The following is a 19362-nucleotide window of genomic DNA, read 5'->3' on the forward strand; positions in this document are numbered from 1 at the left end:
TCCTTATTCTGAAAAAGGAATAGGGACTTCTTCGTTCATTCCAATATTAGAATATAGAAAATTAGATATCTTTGCCTTTTAGCTAAATCATCTTTTCGTCTCGACTCGATGAGCGCTTGCATGAGGAAGTTTGACAGTAAACACTGTCTTTCCTGGAACGCTCGTGAATGAAATACTTCCTCCATTATCTTCGAGGATCTTTTTGCAAATATTCAATCCTAAGCCGCTTCCTACCCCCTTTTCTTTGGTAGTAAAAAAGGAATCGAATATATTTGCCTGTATCTCTTTAGGTATTCCGGGTCCGTTGTCCTCAATGTCGATTCTAAGATAATCCCCTTCTATACGGGAAGAAATACCGATCTCTCCCTTGAAGTTCATTGCCTGCAATGAATTTGCAATTAGGTTCGCCCAGATCTGAGAAATTTGATCGGCTACTCCCCATGCGATGGAATCGGATACATATTCCTTGGTGAAGCGGACCGACTCCTTGGAATTATTATAGTAAAGAGTAAGCACAGTATCTATCTGCTCCGGAATATTCACCTCACCTCGATGATTTTCACGATCTTGATAGATATAGGTCTTTAAGGCAGTCATTACCCTTTTTGCCTTCAGAGTTGCCTCTTGGATAATCGAGCTCGATCGAAAGATCTCTGAAAACGCGATCGCATTCTCTATTATTTTGCTTAGTTCTGGAAGTGCCTTGGATCCTAGATCATTTTCAAAATCTTCCAAAGAGATATCTATCTCGATCAGATTTTCCACCAAGGAGCGATTGGCCTCCATATTCTTTTTATCGAATACAGACAATAGCTCCTTTCTCTTGCGTTTGCTTTCGGAATAATTCGGAAAGGCAGGGATCTTGGAACCTTTTTCAAAATACTTGGCCCATATCTTTTTCTCTTCCGAATTAAATAAGGAAAACTGAGAGAGAATTTCCCGAAATCGATCTCCTCTTAAGGAAACTATATTTTCGTTGGAAGCAAGAATCGCTCCCAACGGAGTATTCAATTCGTGTGCAATACCGGAAATCAATTGTCCTAGAGCGACCATCTTTTCCGCCTGCATGACCTGAGCCTGTAAAGACTGGAGTTCCTGAAGTGCCTTGGTCAGATCTTCATTCGTAGAACTTAATATTCGATTCGCCTTTCCTAGTTCATCCGTTCTTTCTTCTACCTTCTTTTCTAAAGTTTGATTCAGGCGAAGTATCTCGTGTTGTGCTGCTTTGCTTTCGGAGACGTCACGAATGATGGCTTGTCCATAGATTTGATTGTTCACATGCACAAGATTAAAACTTACTTCTGCAGGAAAAACGCTGCCGTCCTTCTTGATCAGATTTCTCTCAGTCAGTCCCGACTTTTCAAGGGAATGGGATAGGACTCCTTTTACATCCTCGACTAAAATAATATTTCTAGAATTTAATTTCAGGATCTCTTCTTTCGTATATCCAAGCAAACTGCAAGCGCTGATATTCACTTCCACTATGGAACCTTTTTCATCGCATAACACGATCGCATCGGAGGCCTGTTCGATCAAGGAGCGATACCTCGCCTCACTCTCCTTTCTTTTATCTTCGCTTCTTTTTCTTTCGATCGCAATTCCGGTAATATAGGCGCAGGAATGAATGAGCATGAGCTCAGCCTGAGAAGGTTTTCTAGGATTCGAATAGTACAGCGCAAAGGTGCCAAGAACATCTCCCTTTGCGGAAAAAATCGGCTGGGACCAACAGGCACCGAATCCGAACTGCTTTGCAAGATCCTTATAATTGCTCCAAAGAGGATCGTTTTGGATATCGTCCACGATTACGAGCTGCTTGCGGTATGCTGCCGTTCCACAAGAACCTACAGACGGTCCGATCTTAGTCTCGTTTACAATTGCAGAAAATTCAATCGGGACACGTGGCGCAGCCACACTCTTAAGAGTCATGCTCTCTCGATCCAAGAGCAGGATACTAGCCATAATCTCCGGCTTATATTCTTCGACAGCTCCTACAATTGTTTGTAGTATCTCCTCTAATGTCTGCCCGTAAGAGATCTTTTCAACAATCCGGAAGAGTTGATTTAAAGGAAACTCATGTAAATAATCCTTTTCGGACCGTTTAGAATGAAATATACCAAGGATCCTTTTTGCGAAGCCCATTAGCGTGAAAGGAAAAAAACTCCGTAATAAGTTCGCCATTTCTACGGGGAATATTCTGGCACAAACTAAAGAGGAATTCACTCCTTTTTAGCGATTTGCAGATTTTACTTTCCGTCCCTTCTCGCTATTGATTTATATCAAGCCGAGAATGTATCTTGGAAGAAATTATTTCTTATTATCGAACGCGTTCAAATCTGTTTCGGAAAGTCAGAAATTCGCGAAACGAAGCATTCTCCAAATCCAAAGGATCCCTAAGGATACAGTACGACCCGATTATTGGTATAATCGGCCACCCAAAGCCCACAAGAAGTCAGAGTCAAAGCATTCGGTCCAGCCAACTGAGATTGAGAAAGAGTCAGATTCGGATTGCTAGCGGTAAAATTCGGTTCACCCAATACGTTATACGCATCCTGCCCATTACCAAACGGCGGAAGAAAGTAAATGGCTCTTTGATTCGAGTAATCCGAGATCCAAAGTCCTCCTTTCGAATCCGTAGCAAGCCCAGTCGGAGTCCAAAGTCCGGTTTGAGAAGTTGCGTTGGTGGAACTCACAAAATCAATCTGTCCTAAAACAATATCTGCGGACATATCGTTCGAGAGCGGCGAGGAAAAATGCAATGCGCGATTGTGAGCAGTATCCGAAATCCAAAGTCCTCCGGAGGACTCGACAGTTACGGCCAATGGGTTGGAGAAAGTATTAGCGCTTGCAGCACCCGAACTAGCCGAAGTGAAACTAGGTTGGCCAAGCACAAGATCGGCAGAAGCGCCGCTTGTAGGAATCGGAACTGCAAAGTGAACTGCACGATTATTGCCCGAATCGGCAACCCATAGTCCACCGGAAGAATCTAGAGCAACTCCCCTAGGATGATTGAGCGAAACCTCAGAAACACCCAAAGTGGAACCGATCACCTTATCCGCCGAGCCTCCGCTTGCAACTCCATTCGGGAAATGTAATATTCTATTATTATTATAGTCAGCTACCCAAAGTCCTCCACCTGAATCCACGACCAGGTTTTGAGGATTATTGACTTGATTCATCCCTGTGCCGGCAGTCCCACCCAAAATGACATCCGGAGTCCCTCCTGTCGCAACGGAAGAAGGATAATGCAATAGACGATTATTCTGAGTATCCGAGACCCAAATCCCACCCTTGGAATCATGTGCAATCCCTTGAGGTTGGTGCAATTGAGAGTCTCCGGAACCACTGCCATTAGAAGTGAAATCAGTTTGTCCCAAAACTAAGGCCGCGTTCTCACCCATAGCGAGGCCTCCACTTGCCGGACAAGAGCTAGAAGTTACGATATCAGAAGTCACTACAGAAAGCAAAAGACCGCTGGCATGATCCATGTCCAGATTCATAGGTTTCGCGGAATTACAATCCGCAATGAGTGAGGATAATAGGAGAAGAAGGGAGAAGGATCGAAAAGTGTTCCTCTCCAAAGATGGGCATTTTATTTCACTTGGCATGGCATTCGTCCTAGCCTAAATTTCTAGCATAACTACAACAAGTTGGATCGAAAGATTTGATCCTATTTTCTATTTTTCTTTCCATTTGGGTTTAGAAGAAATAACTTTTCTTGGATCCCCTGCCTTTCCGTCTGGGTTTTCGCGAGAGAATACGCAATTTCCAGGTTGGCTCTGGCCTTTGCCTCATCTAGATCCTTATACAATTCCCCCAAAAGAAGATAATAGAAATGATTATTTTCGAGGCGAAGCTCTTCCGCCTCAAGTAACGCGGCTTCTTTTCCCTTGGCCTTATATAAGGCAAAAAGCCGATTTAAGGCTACGCTTGGGGAATAATTCACGAGCAGAAGTCGATTGTACAGATCTAAAATATCAGCCCATTTCTCCGGACTATCTTCCTTTCTACAATGCCAATAGGCAATCCTCGCCTCCAGATGATACGAGCTAAGCTCCTTCCCTTTTGCGGATCTATCTAGAAAATACACTCCCTGTCGGATCAAGTCCGTGTCCCAAAGTCCTTCGTCCTGCTCTTCATACAGGATCATCGAATTTTCCTCAGTTTGTCTGGCATGAAATCTAGACGCATGGAAACACATCAACGCGAGTAACGCATTTGTCTTGGGAAGATCCGTCTTTTCATATTCAGAAAGCATGACTCCCAAACGAAGCGCCTCTAAACAAAGATCCTTTCTTAAAATACTGTCCTGGGTCTTAGAATAGTAACCTTCCGTAAATAATAAATATATAATATGAAGAACGTTATCCAGTCTTTCTGAAATTTCTCCCTCCGGAGGAAGTTCCATTTTGATTTTCTCGGCTCTTAGTTTTTCCTTTGCTCGGAATAATCTCTTGTTTACAGTTTCCTTATTGGTCAAGAATGCATCCGCTATCTCGTCTATCCCGAAACCGCAAAGGATTCGCAATGCTAGACCGATCTGAGCCTCGCTTACGATCGCAGGATTGCAGATCGCAAATAGCATTCTCAATTGATTGTCCTTTATATTTTCTTCGGAGAAGTTCGGCTCCTCGATTTCTTCAGAGTCCTCGGACTTAGGAGTTAATTCGGGTAAGACCTTATTCTTAAGGATCTTATTCCTTCTGAAATAGTAGAGAGTTTTTTGTTTTGCGACTACATAGAGCCAGGCAGTAGGATTTGCAGGAAGACCCTTGATCCCCCAGGTTTCTGCCGCTTGCAAGAAGGTTTCGCTCACTATATCTTCTGCGATCTCGATATGCTGAAGACCGTAAAGGCCACTGATCACCGCGACCATCTTGGAAAATTCCTGTTGGAATAAGTATTTTAAGGATTCTTGATCTTCTTCCATGAGAGTATTAAAAAGATTTATGTTCGGGAATCATATTCCCTTTTCAAAGAAAAAGGCCTCCTCTCTTATCAGAGAAGGCCTTCTCAGATTTACGATTCGTAGATGGGACGGATCTCTACGCTTCCATTCGCATCTACTGCGGGGCAACCGTGAGCGAGAGTAGTCGCTTCTTCCAAGTTCTCCGCTGTTACTATGATGAAGCTGCCTAGTCTTTCTCGGATCTCAACGAAAGGGCCGTCAGTGACGACTCCTCCCGCTTTTAGCACCTTCCCTTCCATAGCAAGCCTAGGTCCGTGACTTGCCAATTTTCCCTGGGCGGCGATCCCGCTCACCCATTCCTTCCACTTCTTTCCAAGCGCTTCCATTTCTTTTGGGGAAGCATTGCTATAATCATAACTTGGCTGCCGGAAGAGCAGCATGAATTCCTTCATTTCCTTCTCCTGTAGTATATTTTAAATCTTGAATATGTTCTTCGTTTTATACCCAGTCGGTTTTCCATTGACGATAGGTAATCATCAAAAGTGCAAAGATGGTAAAAGGAACCATTGCCTTTCCGAAACCGACACCTGACAACAAATAAGAAGCGGTCGCTCCTAGAAGATTGAATGAATATCCTGCATAGGCCCATTCTTTCAAAGTCTTAAATCTATTCTGTAGGATCCCAATTCCTCCGAGCACTTTTGCAAAGCCCAGGATCTTTAGGAGATAAACAGGATAACCTAACAGCAAGATCCCTTCCACATTCGCTTGAAAGCTCGCCAAATACGCCACTCCTGCCATCATCATAGTGGCTGTCAAAAACAGGGTCAGTGTCCAGTAGATCCATCTAGAGACCTTGATCCATTTTTCCTTCTTTGCTTCCATACTTGCGGAGCCTTCTTCTCTTAAACTTGCTGAATTCGACATTGTTTTCTCCTTATCTCGAATTTGAATTACACCCGGATAAGGATCGAGATTTAGAAAATTGGACATCTCCCTGAGAAAAAATCGAATTTTTTTAAAACTTAGGTATTTACCTAACTAAATATCCATGCTATACTTAGGTAAATGCCTAGCAAAACTACCAACCTGGACGACTTATTTCACGCATTGGCAGATCCGACCAGGCGCTCCGTATTGGAACGCCTCAGCCTAGGGCCAGCCACTGTAGGAGAATTAGCAGAGCCTTTTGATATGGCTCTTCCATCGCTCATGCAGCATTTGAGTGTGCTGGAAGATTCTGTCCTGGTCCGCTCGCAAAAAGTGGGCCGAGTGAGAACGTACCAACTTACCTACCAACAGCTTGAATTGGGAGAGAGGTGGTTTTCAAAGCAAAGAGCGAGTTGGGAAAAAAGGCTCAATCAGCTCGACAACTACTTACTGGATTTAAAGGAGAAGAAGAATGACAGTAACTAATTATTACCAACCGGATGCTAAGAGAGATTTAACCTTCGAAAGGATCGTGGATGTTCCAAGAAATCTAGTCTGGGACGCCTGGACGATTCCGGAACATATCTTGAAATGGTTTACCCCTGCCCCTTGGCAAACTGTAGATTGCGAAATCGATCTGAAACCAGGTGGGATCTTTCGTACTACTATGCGTTCTCCTGAAGGAGAGGATTTTCCGAATATGGGATGCTTTTTGGAAATAGTCAAGAATGAGAAACTCATATTTACAGATATGCTGGAACCAGGTTATAAACCGGCGCCAGGAGGATTCTTTACGGCAGTTCTTACTTTAGAAGATCATAACCAGGGAACTCTATATAAGGTGCTTGCCAGACATAAGGATGAAGAGGCTCGCAAGAAACACGAAGACATGGGATTCCATGATGGCTGGGGAAAAGCGTTAGATCAACTCGTGGCACTCATGAAAGCGGTTCGCTGATTTCAAAACGACGAACTCTTTGTGAAATAAATTGACTAAACTAAAGAGCGAAGGTGCTTAGCTTTTAAGTCGAACTGTTTCACTAATTCGTAATCCACTTCCAGGCTTAGATCGATAGAAGGATCTTCCTATATCGGTTTTTGCCTGGTTTCCTTCCTCGTTCGTTATCGCATACTTTATTGCCGAAAAAGGCTTGCACTGCACAATAGCCCCAAATAACTGGAAGCAGAAGTGCTCAAGAATTCCTTACATAAATGGATTATTCTTCTTCTTACGGTGATTATCATATTACCTACGGAGCAGGACGGAACTGCCGATTTGGATGTATTTTCCTTCGGCCTAACCCAATCTATCGGCTCAACTGATTTCAATAGTCTTGAAAAGCATTCGATAGATCCGCTTACTCTTAGAAAGAGATTCGATTTTTTAGACTATCATTTCGAATATTCGAATCGATCGGAAGAGATCAAGAGCGCAGTTTATCCTCTTGTATTTAGCTGGAATCCATATCATTATCTAAAACTCATTTCAGTCCTTTTGCTGAACATACCTCCTCCTTCTTCTTCAGACCTAATTTCCATTTTAAACGAAAGATAGGCTCCTCCTTGTAGGATTTTTAACCTTTTTAGGATCGGACCGATCGAGTTTATAGTTTCAACGAATCCGTAAGGATCGAATTTAAGTTTATTAGCTTATTAGATCTTAAGCGAAATAATACTTCGGAAAATACTAGGTTTTGCTTTTATAGATCATGCGTCGGAAACGGCATTTAATTGGTGGGAAAAGATGAAAGTCATCAATGATATTCTAGAGGCTGCGTTAAAGAACAGATTACTTACATTAGTCATCGGCGCAGTTACATTGATTATAGGGATTTGGTCCTGGATCCATATTCGTAAAGAAGCATATTCGGATATTGCAGATACCCAGGTCCGCTTGGTAGCAAAGTTTCCGGGTAAGGCAACTTTGGAAGTGGAAGAAAGAGTAACCATGCCTATCGAGAGAGTGCTTCACTCTACTCCGAACGTAATCGTAAGACGTTCCAGAACGATCAACGGACTCGTGGTATTCCAGTTCGTATTCGAAGAAGGTACGGATGATTACTTCGCAAGGATGAGGCTCATGGAGAAGGTTCAAGACGCAGTCATTCCTGATGAAGTCGAGCCTACTCTCGCGCCAATGAGCTCTCCTGTCGGAGAGGTGTATCGTTATGTGGTGGAATCCATAGACGGCACTCATACTCCGATGGAACTCCGAAGCATACAAGACTGGATCGTTATTCCTAAGATGCTTCAGATCTCCGGGATTGCCGACGTGGTTACCTTCGGAGGTTTACCGAAGCAATTCCATATCGTTATGAATCCGGAGAACCTAATCCGATATCATGTTACCGTTTCCGATGTGATTGAAGCGGTACAAAACAACAACTTGAACACGGGAGGTAACTTCCTTTTGCAAGGAGAGCAGTCCCTACCGATTCGGTCCTTGGGAGCCATTCGTGATATCAGCCAAATCGAAGACATTGTAGTTAAGAACCTGAACGGGGTTCCAGTATTCGTTAAGAATATCGGAAAGGTAGAAATCGCTCCTCCGATCCCGAGTGGAGTACTAGGTTATACGATTCAGAATGACGAAGAAGGTCTAGTCGATGTTGACTCTGCAGTTCAAGGTCTAGTAGCAATGCGTCGTTGGGTGGAGCCTAACGCGTTCTTAGAAAGAGTCCGCGATAAGGTGAAAGAAATCAACGAGAAGTACATGCCTGATGGAACTCGTTTGAGAAACACCTATGACAGGGGAGATCTAGTTCAGTATACTCTTCGTACTGTAGGCATCACTCTTTTAGAAGGTATCATTTTAGTTAGCTTGGTGGTCGTCTTCTTCATAGGAAGTATACGAGCCTCCATTGTGGTTGTAACCACGATACCATTCGCACTTCTATTCTCATTCACCATGATGAACGCATCAGGGATCTCTGCGAGCTTACTATCACTCGGAGCAGTCGACTTCGGGATCGTAGTAGATAGTGCCGTGGTCATGGTAGAGAATATCATGAGGCGGTACAAGAATGCTACGCCTCAGGATAAGCAAAAAGGGATCGTTGCCTTTACTAAGGAATGCGGTTCCGAGGTAGCGACTGAGATCCTATTTGCGATCTTGATCATCATTCTTGCTTATCTACCGATCTTCTCCTTCGAACGTATTGAAGGAAGGTTATTCAAACCGATGGCCTTCACTCTTTCCTTTGCGATCTTCGGTGCGTTACTCTTTACCATGACGATTGTTCCAGTACTCATGTCCTATTTCTTTAGGAACTATTTTGAGTCTCCAAACCCTGGTCCGATCGAAATGCATAACCCAATCTACCATTGGGTAGAGAAGAAGTACGAAGTAATCGTTCACTTCTTAGTAGAAAGATCCAAACGAGTAGTGACAATCGCGTTTACTGCTGTGGGAACACTTCTCGTGATAGGATTCATGAGTTTGGGAACGGAATTCCTTCCCTCCTTGGATGAAGGTGGATTTACTCTCCGACTCTATTTTCCTGTAGGTATCTCTTTGCCGGAAGCAAAGAAGTTCATACCTAAGGTAAGACAGATCATCTATAAGAATGAGATGGTAAACACGATCCTTTCTCAGTATGGAAGGAACGACGACGGAACAGATCCACTTCCTCCAAACCGATTGGAAGTATATGTTGGATTAAAAGATTATAAAATGTGGAAGGAGAAGATCACTAAAGAAGAACTTCTCCTCCGACTCAGAAACGATTTGGAAGAAGGACTTCCAAGCGTTAGGGTCAGTTTCTCTCAGCCTATCATGGATAACCTTTCGGAAGCGATCATGGGGACCATTGCCGACCTTGCGGTATTCGTTTCCGGACAAGATATGAAAGTGATGCGAAACCTCGCAGATCAGATTCTTCATATCGTTTCCGAAATGAAAGGAGCGAGCGAATACGGAATTGAGCAGGAAGGTCCGGCGCCTCAGTTAGTCATACGAATCAAAAGAGATGTTGCCGCTCGTTATGGGATCAATGTAAGTGATATCCAGCAATTGATCGAAGCAGCAGTCGGTATGGAACCGATCAGCTATCTTTACGAAGGCCCTATGGATAATCCTCCGAAAGAGCGCGCTCTTTTCGGAATCGTTGCGCGCTTCTCTAAAGATTATCGTGAATCCGCAAGAGAAATCGCAAGGATCCCGATCATCTCGCCTAAGGGAGAAAGGTTACCTCTCTCCGAACTTGCAGACATTACACAAGAAGATTCTCCTACCATGATCTTTCGCCAAGATGGAAAAAGAACTGTAACAGTTCGTTTGAACGTTAGGGGAAGAGACCAAGGTGGTTTCGTTGCAGAACTGCAAAAACGAGTGAAGAAGGAAGTCGTTTTCCCAGACGGTTACGAGGTGAAATACGGAGGCCAGTATGAGAACCTTGCCCGTGTAGGAAAGCAGCTTGCAATCGTGATCCCTTTAACGATCGGGATTATTTTCGGACTATTATATTTACTTTATAGAGATTTAAGGTCCGTGCTTGTTGCTCTATCTTGTATTCCTCTTTCTCTCATCGGCGGAATTTACGCACTCTTAGCGAGAGGATACTACTTCAACGTTTCCGCAGGGGTAGGATTCATTTCATTGTTCGGCATCGCTACCATGGCAGGAATTCTATTCGTATCCAAGGCAAATCACTTCTTGCACGATAAGACTCCGGGCGCTCCTAAGATGAGCGTGCAGGATGCAGCAGTCGCCTCCGCAGTAACTCAGCTTCGCCCTCGCCTAATGACGATGCTACTTGCTCTCTTGGGATTGATACCGGCCACCATGGCAACAGGTGTGGGTTCCGACGTGCAAAGACCTTTAGCAACTGTGATGGTGGGAGGACTCGCCTCCGCATTATTACTCGTGCTAACAGTAATGCCTAGCTTGTACATCTTGATGATGAAGAAGAGAGAAGAAGAATACCAACATTCTTCCGCAAGTAACTCCTTAGTATTGCATCCGGAAGCCATCTCTAATTATGAAGGGAACGGATACCAATCCTACGATGAAGAATTTAGTTCTTCCAACAAAGTAGCCAAAACTCGCAAAAAACCCTCTTCTCTTTTAAAAAGTAAGAGAAAAGGAAAATAAGAACAAACAAACGTAAATGAAAGCTCAAGCTTAGAGTTTTCATTTACGTTCCTTTTTTCCTTTGACAAAAGCGTTTAGATAAGTATATAGTGCATATACATCATAAATTTCAGTATGAAAGATAAACTCGAACCGGAAGATCTAAAAAAGATAGGCTTAGCCTGCCTGAACGTCAGCTTACGACGAACTACAAGGAAGATTACTTCTTTCTATGATTCCGTATTGAAGCCTTCCGGCCTGAGGATTACTCAATTTACCATTCTAGTCAGTATCGGATTGGAGAAGGATTGCAGCATTACCGATCTCTCCAGACTCACAGATATAGATAGGACCACACTCCAAAGAAGTTTGGAGATCTTAAAACGAGATGGCCTAATCCGTATTGAAAAGAAAGAAGCGGGGAATATTAGAAATCTTTTTCTAACCAAAAAAGGAGAGTCTAAATTGGCTGAAGCAGTCTTACTCTGGAAGGAAGCACAGGCTCAGATCTCCGATTCTCTTGGAAAATCCAAGTTGAACGAAACCTTGAAAATACTCTCGGAAGTAAGAAAACTTCCGATTTTGGAATCTGTAAATCAGGTCTAAGATAATAAGAAGGAAAATGCACTTTTTGTAAATTATATAGTGTATATACAACATATAAAGGAGATCGAAATGGTAGTTTTATTAGACGGAGTGCGGACCCCATTCGGAAAATTCGGGGGAAAATTAAAGGATTATAGCTCTTCAGACTTAGCAGTGATCACGGCAAAAGAAGTGATCCGTAAAACAGGTATTGATCCTACAAGTATCCAAGAATCGATTTATGGAAACGTAATACAAGACAACAAAGACTCCGCTTATTTGGCCCGACATGTTGCGCTTCGCTCCGGACTTGCACAATCTTCGAGTGCGCTTACTGTGAATCGGCTTTGCGGTTCAGGAATGGAGAGCATTCTCTTTGGCTCGAGAAAGATCTTAAGCGGAGAAAATGATCTGGTCCTTGCGGGAGGAACGGAATCCATGAGTAATGCTCCCTTCGTTCTCCAAAACGCAAGATGGGGCAATAAGTATGGAAATGCAATCGCAGAAGATAGACTCGAGCAGAGCTTAACCGACTGCTTTGTAGATCTTACGATGGGAATGACTGCGGAGAATATTGCAGCTAAGTATAGCATTTCCAGAACGGAACAAGATGAATGGGCTGGTATTTCTCAAGTGCGTGCGGAGAAGGCAAGCAACCTGGATCTTTTTCAAGATGAAATGATTCCGATCCAATTGGGCGGAAAGACACCAAGCGTATTTAAGAAAGATGAGCAGATCCGCGGAGAAGAATGCCTTCCTCAGCTTGGAAATCTCAAAACCGCATTCTTAAAAGAAGGCACAGTTACTGCGGGAAATGCGTCTGGAATCAACGATGGTGCCGCTTCTGTGATTCTCGCCTCTTCTGAATGGTCCAAAAAACACGGACACAAACCTTTAGCATCTATATTAGGCTATTCGAATGTAGGCTGCGATCCGAAAATGATGGGTTTAGGACCAGTATTCGCTATTCCAGTAGCTTTACAAAGAGCCGGCTTAAAGTTAGAGGAAATCGATCTTTTCGAGATTAATGAAGCGTACGCCTCTCAAACATTGGCAGTCATACGAGAGTTAGGACTCGATCCTGAGAAAACGAATGTGAACGGTGGAGCAATCGCAATCGGCCATCCATTGGGAGCAAGCGGTACGAGAGTTGCGTTGACACTCGCCTACGAACTTAAGCGCAAGAACCTTCGCTATGGAGTTGCCTCTCTCTGCATAGGAGGAGGACAAGGCATTGCTCTTGTCTTAGAAAATCACGATTTTATAAAGTGATCTCTCTATTTCTTGGATTTTCGATTGATCCCAAGTAGAGAGATATCATCCTGCTTGGGAGCTCCGGCTAGAAATTCATCGAGTTCTCTTAATATAGTGTCGATTCCCTCTTTCATGGATGTGTCTCCCAAATTTCGGATCAGGGCCTCTGCCCTTTGTTCTCCAAACTCTATTTTGGAAGAATTCCATTGTTCGATGAGACCATCCGTAAATAGAATGATCTTGGAATCCTGAGTAAATTCCATTTCACTAGAAGTGTATTTCGTATTTGGGATCACTCCCATGATCCGACCGGTCTTTTCCAGAGTATGGATCTCTTTTCCTTGCAGAATGTACTGAGGGATATGTCCTGCAGAAGAATAACGGACCAAATTCAAATTCGTATCGATATCGATCACAATACAGGTAAAGAATTGATTCAAATTCTTGAATGTATGCAGGAATTCATTATTCAGATGGAATAATATTTCTGTGACGCTGTATATTCCCCGCTTTAAGGATTCGTAAATTGCTTTGATCGCCATTGTAAGAAGCGCAGCCTGGACGCCATGACCGGTTGCATCGGCCAAAAAGACCCGAGTCAGTCCGGGACGAAGCTCCATAATATCGAAGAAATCTCCCCCTACTTCGTTTAAAGGAAGATAACGGACTACAATTTCCAATTCACCGGAAGTCTTATCTTCTTGGGAGATTATTCCAGATTGTATCTTGCGAGCAGTAGAAAGATCGCTTTGGATCAAACTTAAGTTGTGCTCCAGTTCATGGGCCAATGTTTCCTTTTCCTTAATATTGGTCCGAATCTTTTCCAATACAAGATTATATCTCTCCGCAATCTGTCCTACTTCCGTAAATGGTTCGATGGAAAGATCTTTGCTTAAATCTCCGGTTTGTTTCTGGTATTCCATTTCCAAGAATAGATCGATGAGTTCCGTGGTTGCTCTATGTTCCGTATAGTTCAATCCTTGGTATTCATTCTGCGGAGAGACTCTCAGTCTATAAAAGCGATTGATCAGAGCAAGAAGCGAATAGCTCACTCCGAAAGAAAGAAGTCCGCAGGAAAATATTCCAAGGAGCTGTATTAAGATTTGGTCTGTCCGATTGAGTCCTGTTCCGAGTAAACTTAGATCGCCAAAAAACCCGACGGCCAAGGTCCCCCAAATCCCGCCTACTAAGTGCACAGGAATTGCACCTACAGCGTCGTCCAGCTTCAAACGATCCAATTGTTCTCCCGCTTCGAACATTAAAATTCCTGCAACAAGCCCAATCAGGATCGCTTCTAGAGAATTCACTGCATGACAGGGAGCAGTAATCGCAACGAGTCCTGCAAGAGTTCCATTCAAAGGAAGAGTTGCTTCTGCATATTTCAGCCGGATCCATCCATAAATCAGGCTGGAGGCCATTCCACCGGAAGCAGCGAACATAGTATTAACAATAATATTAGGAACGTTAGGCGTGAATGCAAGAGTGCTTCCCCCATTAAAGCCGATCCAACCGAACCAAAGGATCAATGTTCCAAGCATCGCCAAAGGAAGATTATGGCCGGTGATCTTTCGAACTTCGCCGTCCCATCCATACTTGCCTGTACGATTTCCAATCAACATCATTGCAGATAGCCCTACCCATCCACCAACGCTATGTACTGCAGTTGAACCTGCAAAATCCACGAAGCCTAAACGAGCAAGCCAACCAGTTACTTGGTTCCAGTCCTGCAATTGCTTTCCCCAGGCCCAATGTCCAAAGACAGGATAGATCAATGAAGAGATGATTGTGGTAACTATAATATAAGCTCCGAATTTCATTCTCTCTGCGACCGCACCGGACACGATAGTTGCTGCTGTTCCGCAGAACATGAGTTGGAACAAAAAGAAAACGGGGATCTCCGGTTTCTCCCACGAGAATTCCGGAAAGAAGAAGTCATGTCCAATTATGCCGAAAAAGCTAACTCCGAACATGAGCCCAAAGCCTATGGAATAAAATACAAGGGTCGCGATTCCAAAATCTGTAATATTCTTAATGGCTACATTGATGGAATTTTTGGTGCGAGTAAGCCCGGACTCTAAGCAGAGAAATCCGGCCTGCATAAAAAAGACCAGTCCGGAAGACAGAATGATCCAGAGAATATCGAAGCTTGTCTTTGGCATCCAATTTCATATTTCAGGAAATGATAAGCGAATTGGCAAGAAGCATTTGGAGAGGTTGATGCCCTTGCCTCTCCAAAATTCAATTTTTTAATCTTTGATCTTCAAGTCCTCGATCGGGAGAGAATATAACCCTCTCGCATGTAGATCGAAGGTAGGAAAATACACTCTTCCCTCAAACGGAACTGCGACCGAGATGTCGGTTATCTTGGATCCGTCATGCATCGAGTAATACAAAGCCTTCTTTCCTTGAGGATCCAAGACCAAAAATCCTGTCCTTTTAGAGATAGGTAATATCTTTTGAGGCAATGAAAGAAGAAAGGATTTCAGCCATGGATTTCTATGAACGAAATTGATTAGCCCGGATCTTCTTTTAATGATTCCTACCCAGATCCTTCCTTCAGTATCCCTGTCCAAACCATCGGCAAGTCCAGGCAAGTTCTCGAAAAGCACTTCGGATCTTCCTTGATCGGATCCGTTTATAAACGCGCGTAAGATCCTGAACTTGGATGTCTCCGTAAATACTACGGACACCTCTCCTCCTTTAGGAGCTTCTTCTAATAAGATGCCATCTACGAATGTAAACCCGGTCAGCACCAATGTGATGGTTTCCTTCTTTCGATCGTACATCCATAATTTTCCATGAGGAAAAAGTCCGATCGCTTCCGGAACTGCGCCGCTTCCCATAGCTGCATTCTCTCTTTCAAAAGGTTCGGTTATATAAATACGATCTCCGTCATCCGACACAGCTATATCATTGCAGAGAGAAATCGGTCTTGCGTTAGATGGATTCAGATCCTTGAGAGAAACAGACTTTCTTTCAGAAGAAGAATATACTTTTTCGAATTCTTCTTTCTCCGTTTTAGGAACATCTAAAACCAAGGGCTCAACCTTCTTTGTTCCTATCTCCACTTCATAGAGACCAACGCGATCTTTTTCTTCGTAACTTTCCCCGCCTAACCTAGACGCACAAACTAAGATCTTATCCTTCTTTGCATCAGAGAATCTCATGCCCGCAGGATTTACCGGAGGACGGACCCATTGGATCGCTTTTCCATCGGCCCAGTCCAACTTCCAGATCCACCCGTCCATTCCGGACGCGTATGCAATCTTATTCTTTTCATCAAAGATCACATCGTCATGGCCTGGGAGATCTTTCATTTCTACCTTCAGATCCGATAAGAAAGGATCCTCTTTAGATTCCGCTCTCAGGATTGGAGAAGAAGTTTCTCCTAAAGAATACGCCTTTCCGATTTTTATCTTTCCTTGATTGCAAGAGGGAAGGAAATAAACCGAAACGACCATTATGAAAAATGATATTATGGAATTTTTAATTAATTTCATCTGACTTCCTGTAACTTTCTAGCTCGTTTTATATGAGGAACTTCTTCGTCTAACCAATAAGCTCTATCTTTTTCCACAACGAGTATCTCTTCGAACTTGAATCCTACCTTGCCTCGACCGAAATGAGGCTCAATGGCCCATAATCCTGTCTTGTCTCCTTCATGATCCGGAGTCAAAAGTTCAGGCAATACCTTATGACTTAAGAATTCTATGGAACCCTGGAGAGAAAACCAACTCGCAAAGCTGATCGGCAATAGAGGAAAAGAAATTTGAGGAAGGTGGACTTTGTAGACTCTATGTCCAAGAACCGCAAAAGGATATAAGGAGTGGACATTATCAAAGCCGTTCTCTTTCGCATCTCGATCTATTTTCCACCAGATATCGCGAGAACTCATTGAAGAAGAGAAATACTTAGGGATCTCCTCTCTTAGTTTTAACAAATACTTCATTCCCGCATCCAACTCTGCATTTGGACGAAGACAGGATGAGTAACCTATATCTCCAATATAACCTTCCACAACAGGAGAAACATCCAGAATAAAAGGCTCATCAGGCATGAGTCTCTTCTTTCCTGGATGAAACTGCGTATAACGTTTATATCCATCAAATCGAGCATGTTCTCCAAACCAAGCGAAAGGACGATGTAGGAATACTTTTACTCCATGATCTCTCAAGAACTCGTCCATCCGCTTCGCGGCTTGGATTTCGGTCCATCCTTCTCTTAATTCTTTTTCTATCTCGGTTACGCATTGATACGCAAGTCTTTGGGCCTTTAAAAAGCCCTGCTTCTCTTCTTCCGTTGGAAGATGCACCGATTCTGAATGGTATCTAGATATCTTACCGGAAAGTTTGGATAAGATCCCTCTCTTCGTTTCTACTGGCATAAACTCTTCTCTTTACTTCATAAGAAGAGTAACAAGAAAGCGACGAGTCCGCTTGAATGAATCCGGTATTTCGAAAAATTTTCAGAATACCTTGTTTTCAGATTCGCAAAATCTCACTTCAACCGATTTCAAATGTCCGAAGAAAGCGGAAGGAACAAAGCCGAAATTTTCCTTAAAGGTCCGAGTGAAATGAGCAGAGTCTGAGAATCCGGCAGAATGTGCGGCTTCCGTGATATTCATTCCCTCCATCAAGAATTTGCTCGCAGCCAAAGTACGAACCCAGAGTAAATATCTCCGCAAAGGTATCCCAAGGTTTTCCTTAAAAAGACGGATCAATCTGTCTTCGGAGATAGAGAAATCTTTTCCAATATCTCTCATTCGAATACTATCCGGAAGTTCGCTTCTGATCTTATGTGCTATCTTCAAGATTCTTTCGTCTATATTCTTTTCCATTTTTTGGAAGGGATAAACGGATCGAAGCATGTCGGATTGCAACTCCCATGCTTGAATATCATTTATATTTCCGTAATATAGATCCCAAAGTCTTTCCATCAAGGGAAGAAAAGAAGAGATTTCAAGTCTATTGACCTCTCCCGTCTCCCCCAACTTTGCGATCGATCCGTATTCGTAAGTTTCGGGATCCAGGATCAATGCGATCATTTTGACTCCGGGAGAAACTGTGCGATGATATGTGTTCGGGCCGACCAGAGCTACTCTATAATCCTCTTTTCCCTTCTCCGTTTCTATACAAATATTATTGTCTAAGGCTATTGCCAAGGTAGCCGCATAGTGGGAATGGAACTCCGTTTGCATGGAGTTCGTAGCAAACATCACTCTACTATTCCAAAGATATAAGATCCCTTTGGGAGCAAGACTCATCTATGATTCCAATATAGTTTACTTCGATCCTTTGGATTCCAGGAAGATATGGGCCAGTTCTTAAAGAACGAAGGAATCAGATTCTTTCCGCAAATCTAAGGATAGCAAGAAGAAAAAACGAGATTCTTTCCAAGAAGATCGCTACACATATTGCTTCTACTTTCGTCTTGAATGATTCCGGCATCGAAAGAGAAAAATGCTCCATTTCTTTTTACAAGAGGAACGGATTCATTCAAGTCAGGTCCGGACATTTTATGATACCTTTGCACAAGCATTCGATTCTATCTCTTATGCAAATCAAAATACAGAGGTATTCATGAAACAGATCGTAATAACAAAGAAAGGAGGCCCGGAAGTACTGAAGGTAAAAGAAGTCTCCGATCTCGTACCAAACCCCGGAGAAGTTCGCATCTCTGTTCGAGCGACCGGTTTGAATTTTGCCGATATCATGACCCGCATGGGAGTCTATCCGGACGCTCCAAAATTTCCCTGTGTGGTGGGTTACGAGGTTTCGGGAGTTATAGATAAAATTTCTCCTTCTGTCGATCCTAAATGGTTAGGCAAAGAAGTACTTGCAATTAGCAAGTTCAAGGGACAAGCAGAACAGGTAGTGGTTCCCCTGGACCAAGTATTCGAAAAACCTAAATCGATGAGTTTCGAACAGGCGGCAGCCTTTCCTGTGAACTATCTGACCGCATATCAAATACTCATCGCCATGGGAGGTTTGAGGTCCAATGAGACATTATTAATTCATAATGCAGGAGGCGGAGTTGGTTTGGCAGCATTAGAGATTGCGAATCATATCGGAGCAGAGACCTTTGGCACCGCAAGTCAGGGAAAACACGAATTCCTAAAAAAGAAAGGACTGAAACACGCAATCGATTATAGAAACCAAGATTGGAAGGCAGAACTACTTAAACTTACCCAAGGTAGAGGAGTAGACATGATCATGGATCCGATCGGAGGAAAAAACATGAAGTGGAGCTATCAAGCCTTGAGTAGTACAGGAAGGGTGGCTCTTTTCGGATTGTCCACTGCTACTGAAAGAGGACTCAACGGTAAGCTCCAAAAAATAAAGATGTTATTCCAAACTCCGATCTTCCATTCCTTTCAACTCTTACTTGCAAATAAGGGAGTGTTTGGAGTGAACATGGCTCGTCTTTGGCATGAGAAACGAAAGATCAGGCTTTGGGTAGATGACTTAATGGAAGGGCAAAGGCAAGGTTGGATCAACCCGCATGTGGACAAGGTATTCTCCTTCAAAGATATCGGAGAAGCTCATAGTTATATAGAAGAAAGAAAGAATATAGGAAAGGTGATTTTAATACCTTAAACATCGGACTTGGAGTACGA

The 19362-nt window shown here is 43.2% G+C and carries 16 protein-coding genes; 7 read left to right on the plus strand and 9 right to left on the minus strand.

What is annotated here, in order from left to right; genetic code table 11:
• Positions 1 to 87 precede the first annotated feature (87 nt).
• The 5 genes from EHO59_RS16745 to EHO59_RS16765 all read right to left on the minus strand — a co-directional run bounded on the left by EHO59_RS16745 (position 88) and on the right by EHO59_RS16765 (position 5833).
• Positions 88 to 2139, minus strand: coding sequence for a GAF domain-containing sensor histidine kinase (locus tag EHO59_RS16745; protein ID WP_167882130.1), 2052 nt, complete (start codon positions 2137 to 2139; stop codon positions 88 to 90).
• Between the two features lie 251 nt (positions 2140 to 2390).
• The gene (locus tag EHO59_RS16750; protein WP_246053003.1) at positions 2391 to 3497 is read right to left on the minus strand and encodes an NHL repeat-containing protein; all 1107 of its coding nucleotides are present in this window, start codon (positions 3495 to 3497) and stop codon (positions 2391 to 2393) included.
• Positions 3498 to 3667: 170 nt separating this feature from the next.
• A complete protein-coding gene (locus tag EHO59_RS16755; RefSeq protein WP_135589594.1) occupies positions 3668 to 4927 on the minus strand; it encodes an RNA polymerase sigma factor in 1260 nt (419 codons plus the stop codon).
• Positions 4928 to 5016: 89 nt separating this feature from the next.
• The gene (locus EHO59_RS16760; protein ID WP_135589595.1) at positions 5017 to 5358 is read right to left on the minus strand and encodes a YciI family protein; all 342 of its coding nucleotides are present in this window, start codon (positions 5356 to 5358) and stop codon (positions 5017 to 5019) included.
• 46 nt (positions 5359 to 5404) lie between these two features.
• A complete protein-coding gene (locus EHO59_RS16765) occupies positions 5405 to 5833 on the minus strand; it encodes a DoxX family protein (protein WP_135589596.1) in 429 nt (142 codons plus the stop codon).
• A 141-nt stretch (positions 5834 to 5974) separates the two neighbouring features.
• On the opposite strand from EHO59_RS16765, the gene EHO59_RS16770 reads away from it, so the two are divergent.
• The 6 genes from EHO59_RS16770 to EHO59_RS16795 all read left to right on the plus strand — a co-directional run bounded on the left by EHO59_RS16770 (position 5975) and on the right by EHO59_RS16795 (position 12764).
• On the plus strand, positions 5975 to 6322 hold the full coding sequence (locus EHO59_RS16770) for an ArsR/SmtB family transcription factor (RefSeq protein ID WP_135589597.1): 348 nt from the start codon (positions 5975 to 5977) through the stop codon (positions 6320 to 6322).
• Positions 6309 to 6794, plus strand: coding sequence for an SRPBCC family protein (locus tag EHO59_RS16775; protein ID WP_135589598.1), 486 nt, complete (start codon positions 6309 to 6311; stop codon positions 6792 to 6794). The genes EHO59_RS16770 and EHO59_RS16775 overlap by 14 nt, the downstream gene beginning before the upstream one ends.
• Positions 6795 to 7025: 231 nt before the next feature.
• A complete protein-coding gene (locus tag EHO59_RS16780; protein ID WP_135589599.1) occupies positions 7026 to 7391 on the plus strand; it encodes a hypothetical protein in 366 nt (121 codons plus the stop codon).
• Between the two features lie 189 nt (positions 7392 to 7580).
• Entirely contained in the window at positions 7581 to 10928 is a 3348-nt protein-coding gene (locus EHO59_RS16785; protein WP_135589600.1) for an efflux RND transporter permease subunit, read from the plus strand.
• A gap of 114 nt (positions 10929 to 11042) precedes the next feature.
• The gene (locus EHO59_RS16790; protein ID WP_135589601.1) at positions 11043 to 11513 is read left to right on the plus strand and encodes a MarR family winged helix-turn-helix transcriptional regulator; all 471 of its coding nucleotides are present in this window, start codon (positions 11043 to 11045) and stop codon (positions 11511 to 11513) included.
• Positions 11514 to 11576: 63 nt separating this feature from the next.
• Positions 11577 to 12764, plus strand: coding sequence for a thiolase family protein (locus EHO59_RS16795; protein ID WP_167882141.1), 1188 nt, complete (start codon positions 11577 to 11579; stop codon positions 12762 to 12764).
• 5 nt (positions 12765 to 12769) lie between these two features.
• Here EHO59_RS16795 and amt read toward each other — a convergent pair whose 3' ends face one another.
• From amt to EHO59_RS16815, 4 genes are all read right to left on the minus strand, one after another.
• Complete coding sequence (amt, locus tag EHO59_RS16800) at positions 12770 to 14905, minus strand: ammonium transporter (protein WP_135589603.1); 2136 nt, start codon at positions 14903 to 14905, stop codon at positions 12770 to 12772.
• 87 nt (positions 14906 to 14992) lie between these two features.
• Positions 14993 to 16246 (minus strand): SMP-30/gluconolactonase/LRE family protein, encoded by a 1254-nt coding sequence (locus EHO59_RS16805; protein ID WP_135589604.1) that lies wholly within the window; start codon positions 16244 to 16246, stop codon positions 14993 to 14995.
• Positions 16243 to 17130, minus strand: coding sequence for a M24 family metallopeptidase (locus tag EHO59_RS16810; protein WP_135589605.1), 888 nt, complete (start codon positions 17128 to 17130; stop codon positions 16243 to 16245). The genes EHO59_RS16805 and EHO59_RS16810 overlap by 4 nt, the downstream gene beginning before the upstream one ends.
• An 81-nt stretch (positions 17131 to 17211) precedes the next feature.
• Positions 17212 to 17961: a helix-turn-helix transcriptional regulator gene (locus EHO59_RS16815; protein ID WP_135589855.1), complete on the minus strand. Its 750-nt coding sequence runs from the start codon at positions 17959 to 17961 to the stop codon at positions 17212 to 17214.
• Between the two features lie 244 nt (positions 17962 to 18205).
• Between EHO59_RS16815 and EHO59_RS16820 the strand changes: the two genes are divergently transcribed.
• Positions 18206 to 19342 (plus strand): synaptic vesicle VAT-1 family membrane protein, encoded by a 1137-nt coding sequence (locus EHO59_RS16820; protein WP_210413095.1) that lies wholly within the window; start codon positions 18206 to 18208, stop codon positions 19340 to 19342.
• Positions 19343 to 19362 lie beyond the last annotated feature (20 nt).

The organism is Leptospira semungkisensis (assembly GCF_004770055.1).
GTDB classification, from domain to species: domain Bacteria; phylum Spirochaetota; class Leptospiria; order Leptospirales; family Leptospiraceae; genus Leptospira_B; species Leptospira_B semungkisensis.

What these genes read in the sequence shown, in the direction of transcription:
- EHO59_RS16820 (WP_210413095.1), top strand. Translation starts at nt 18,206, where the DNA reads ATGCTCCATTTCTTTTTACAAGAGGAACGGATTCATTCAAGTCAGGTC.
- EHO59_RS16775 (WP_135589598.1), top strand. Translation starts at nt 6,309, where the DNA reads ATGACAGTAACTAATTATTACCAACCGGATGCTAAGAGAGATTTAACC.
- EHO59_RS16770 (WP_135589597.1), top strand. Translation starts at nt 5,975, where the DNA reads ATGCCTAGCAAAACTACCAACCTGGACGACTTATTTCACGCATTGGCA.
- EHO59_RS16745 (WP_167882130.1), bottom strand. Translation starts at nt 2,139, where the DNA reads ATGGGCTTCGCAAAAAGGATCCTTGGTATATTTCATTCTAAACGGTCC.
- EHO59_RS16785 (WP_135589600.1), top strand. Translation starts at nt 7,581, where the DNA reads ATGAAAGTCATCAATGATATTCTAGAGGCTGCGTTAAAGAACAGATTA.
- EHO59_RS16815 (WP_135589855.1), bottom strand. Translation starts at nt 17,961, where the DNA reads ATGTTTGCTACGAACTCCATGCAAACGGAGTTCCATTCCCACTATGCG.
- EHO59_RS16750 (WP_246053003.1), bottom strand. Translation starts at nt 3,497, where the DNA reads ATGAATCTGGACATGGATCATGCCAGCGGTCTTTTGCTTTCTGTAGTG.
- EHO59_RS16755 (WP_135589594.1), bottom strand. Translation starts at nt 4,927, where the DNA reads ATGGAAGAAGATCAAGAATCCTTAAAATACTTATTCCAACAGGAATTT.
- EHO59_RS16810 (WP_135589605.1), bottom strand. Translation starts at nt 17,130, where the DNA reads ATGCCAGTAGAAACGAAGAGAGGGATCTTATCCAAACTTTCCGGTAAG.
- EHO59_RS16805 (WP_135589604.1), bottom strand. Translation starts at nt 16,246, where the DNA reads ATGAAATTAATTAAAAATTCCATAATATCATTTTTCATAATGGTCGTT.
- EHO59_RS16790 (WP_135589601.1), top strand. Translation starts at nt 11,043, where the DNA reads ATGAAAGATAAACTCGAACCGGAAGATCTAAAAAAGATAGGCTTAGCC.
- amt (WP_135589603.1), bottom strand. Translation starts at nt 14,905, where the DNA reads ATGCCAAAGACAAGCTTCGATATTCTCTGGATCATTCTGTCTTCCGGA.
- EHO59_RS16765 (WP_135589596.1), bottom strand. Translation starts at nt 5,833, where the DNA reads ATGTCGAATTCAGCAAGTTTAAGAGAAGAAGGCTCCGCAAGTATGGAA.
- EHO59_RS16760 (WP_135589595.1), bottom strand. Translation starts at nt 5,358, where the DNA reads ATGAAGGAATTCATGCTGCTCTTCCGGCAGCCAAGTTATGATTATAGC.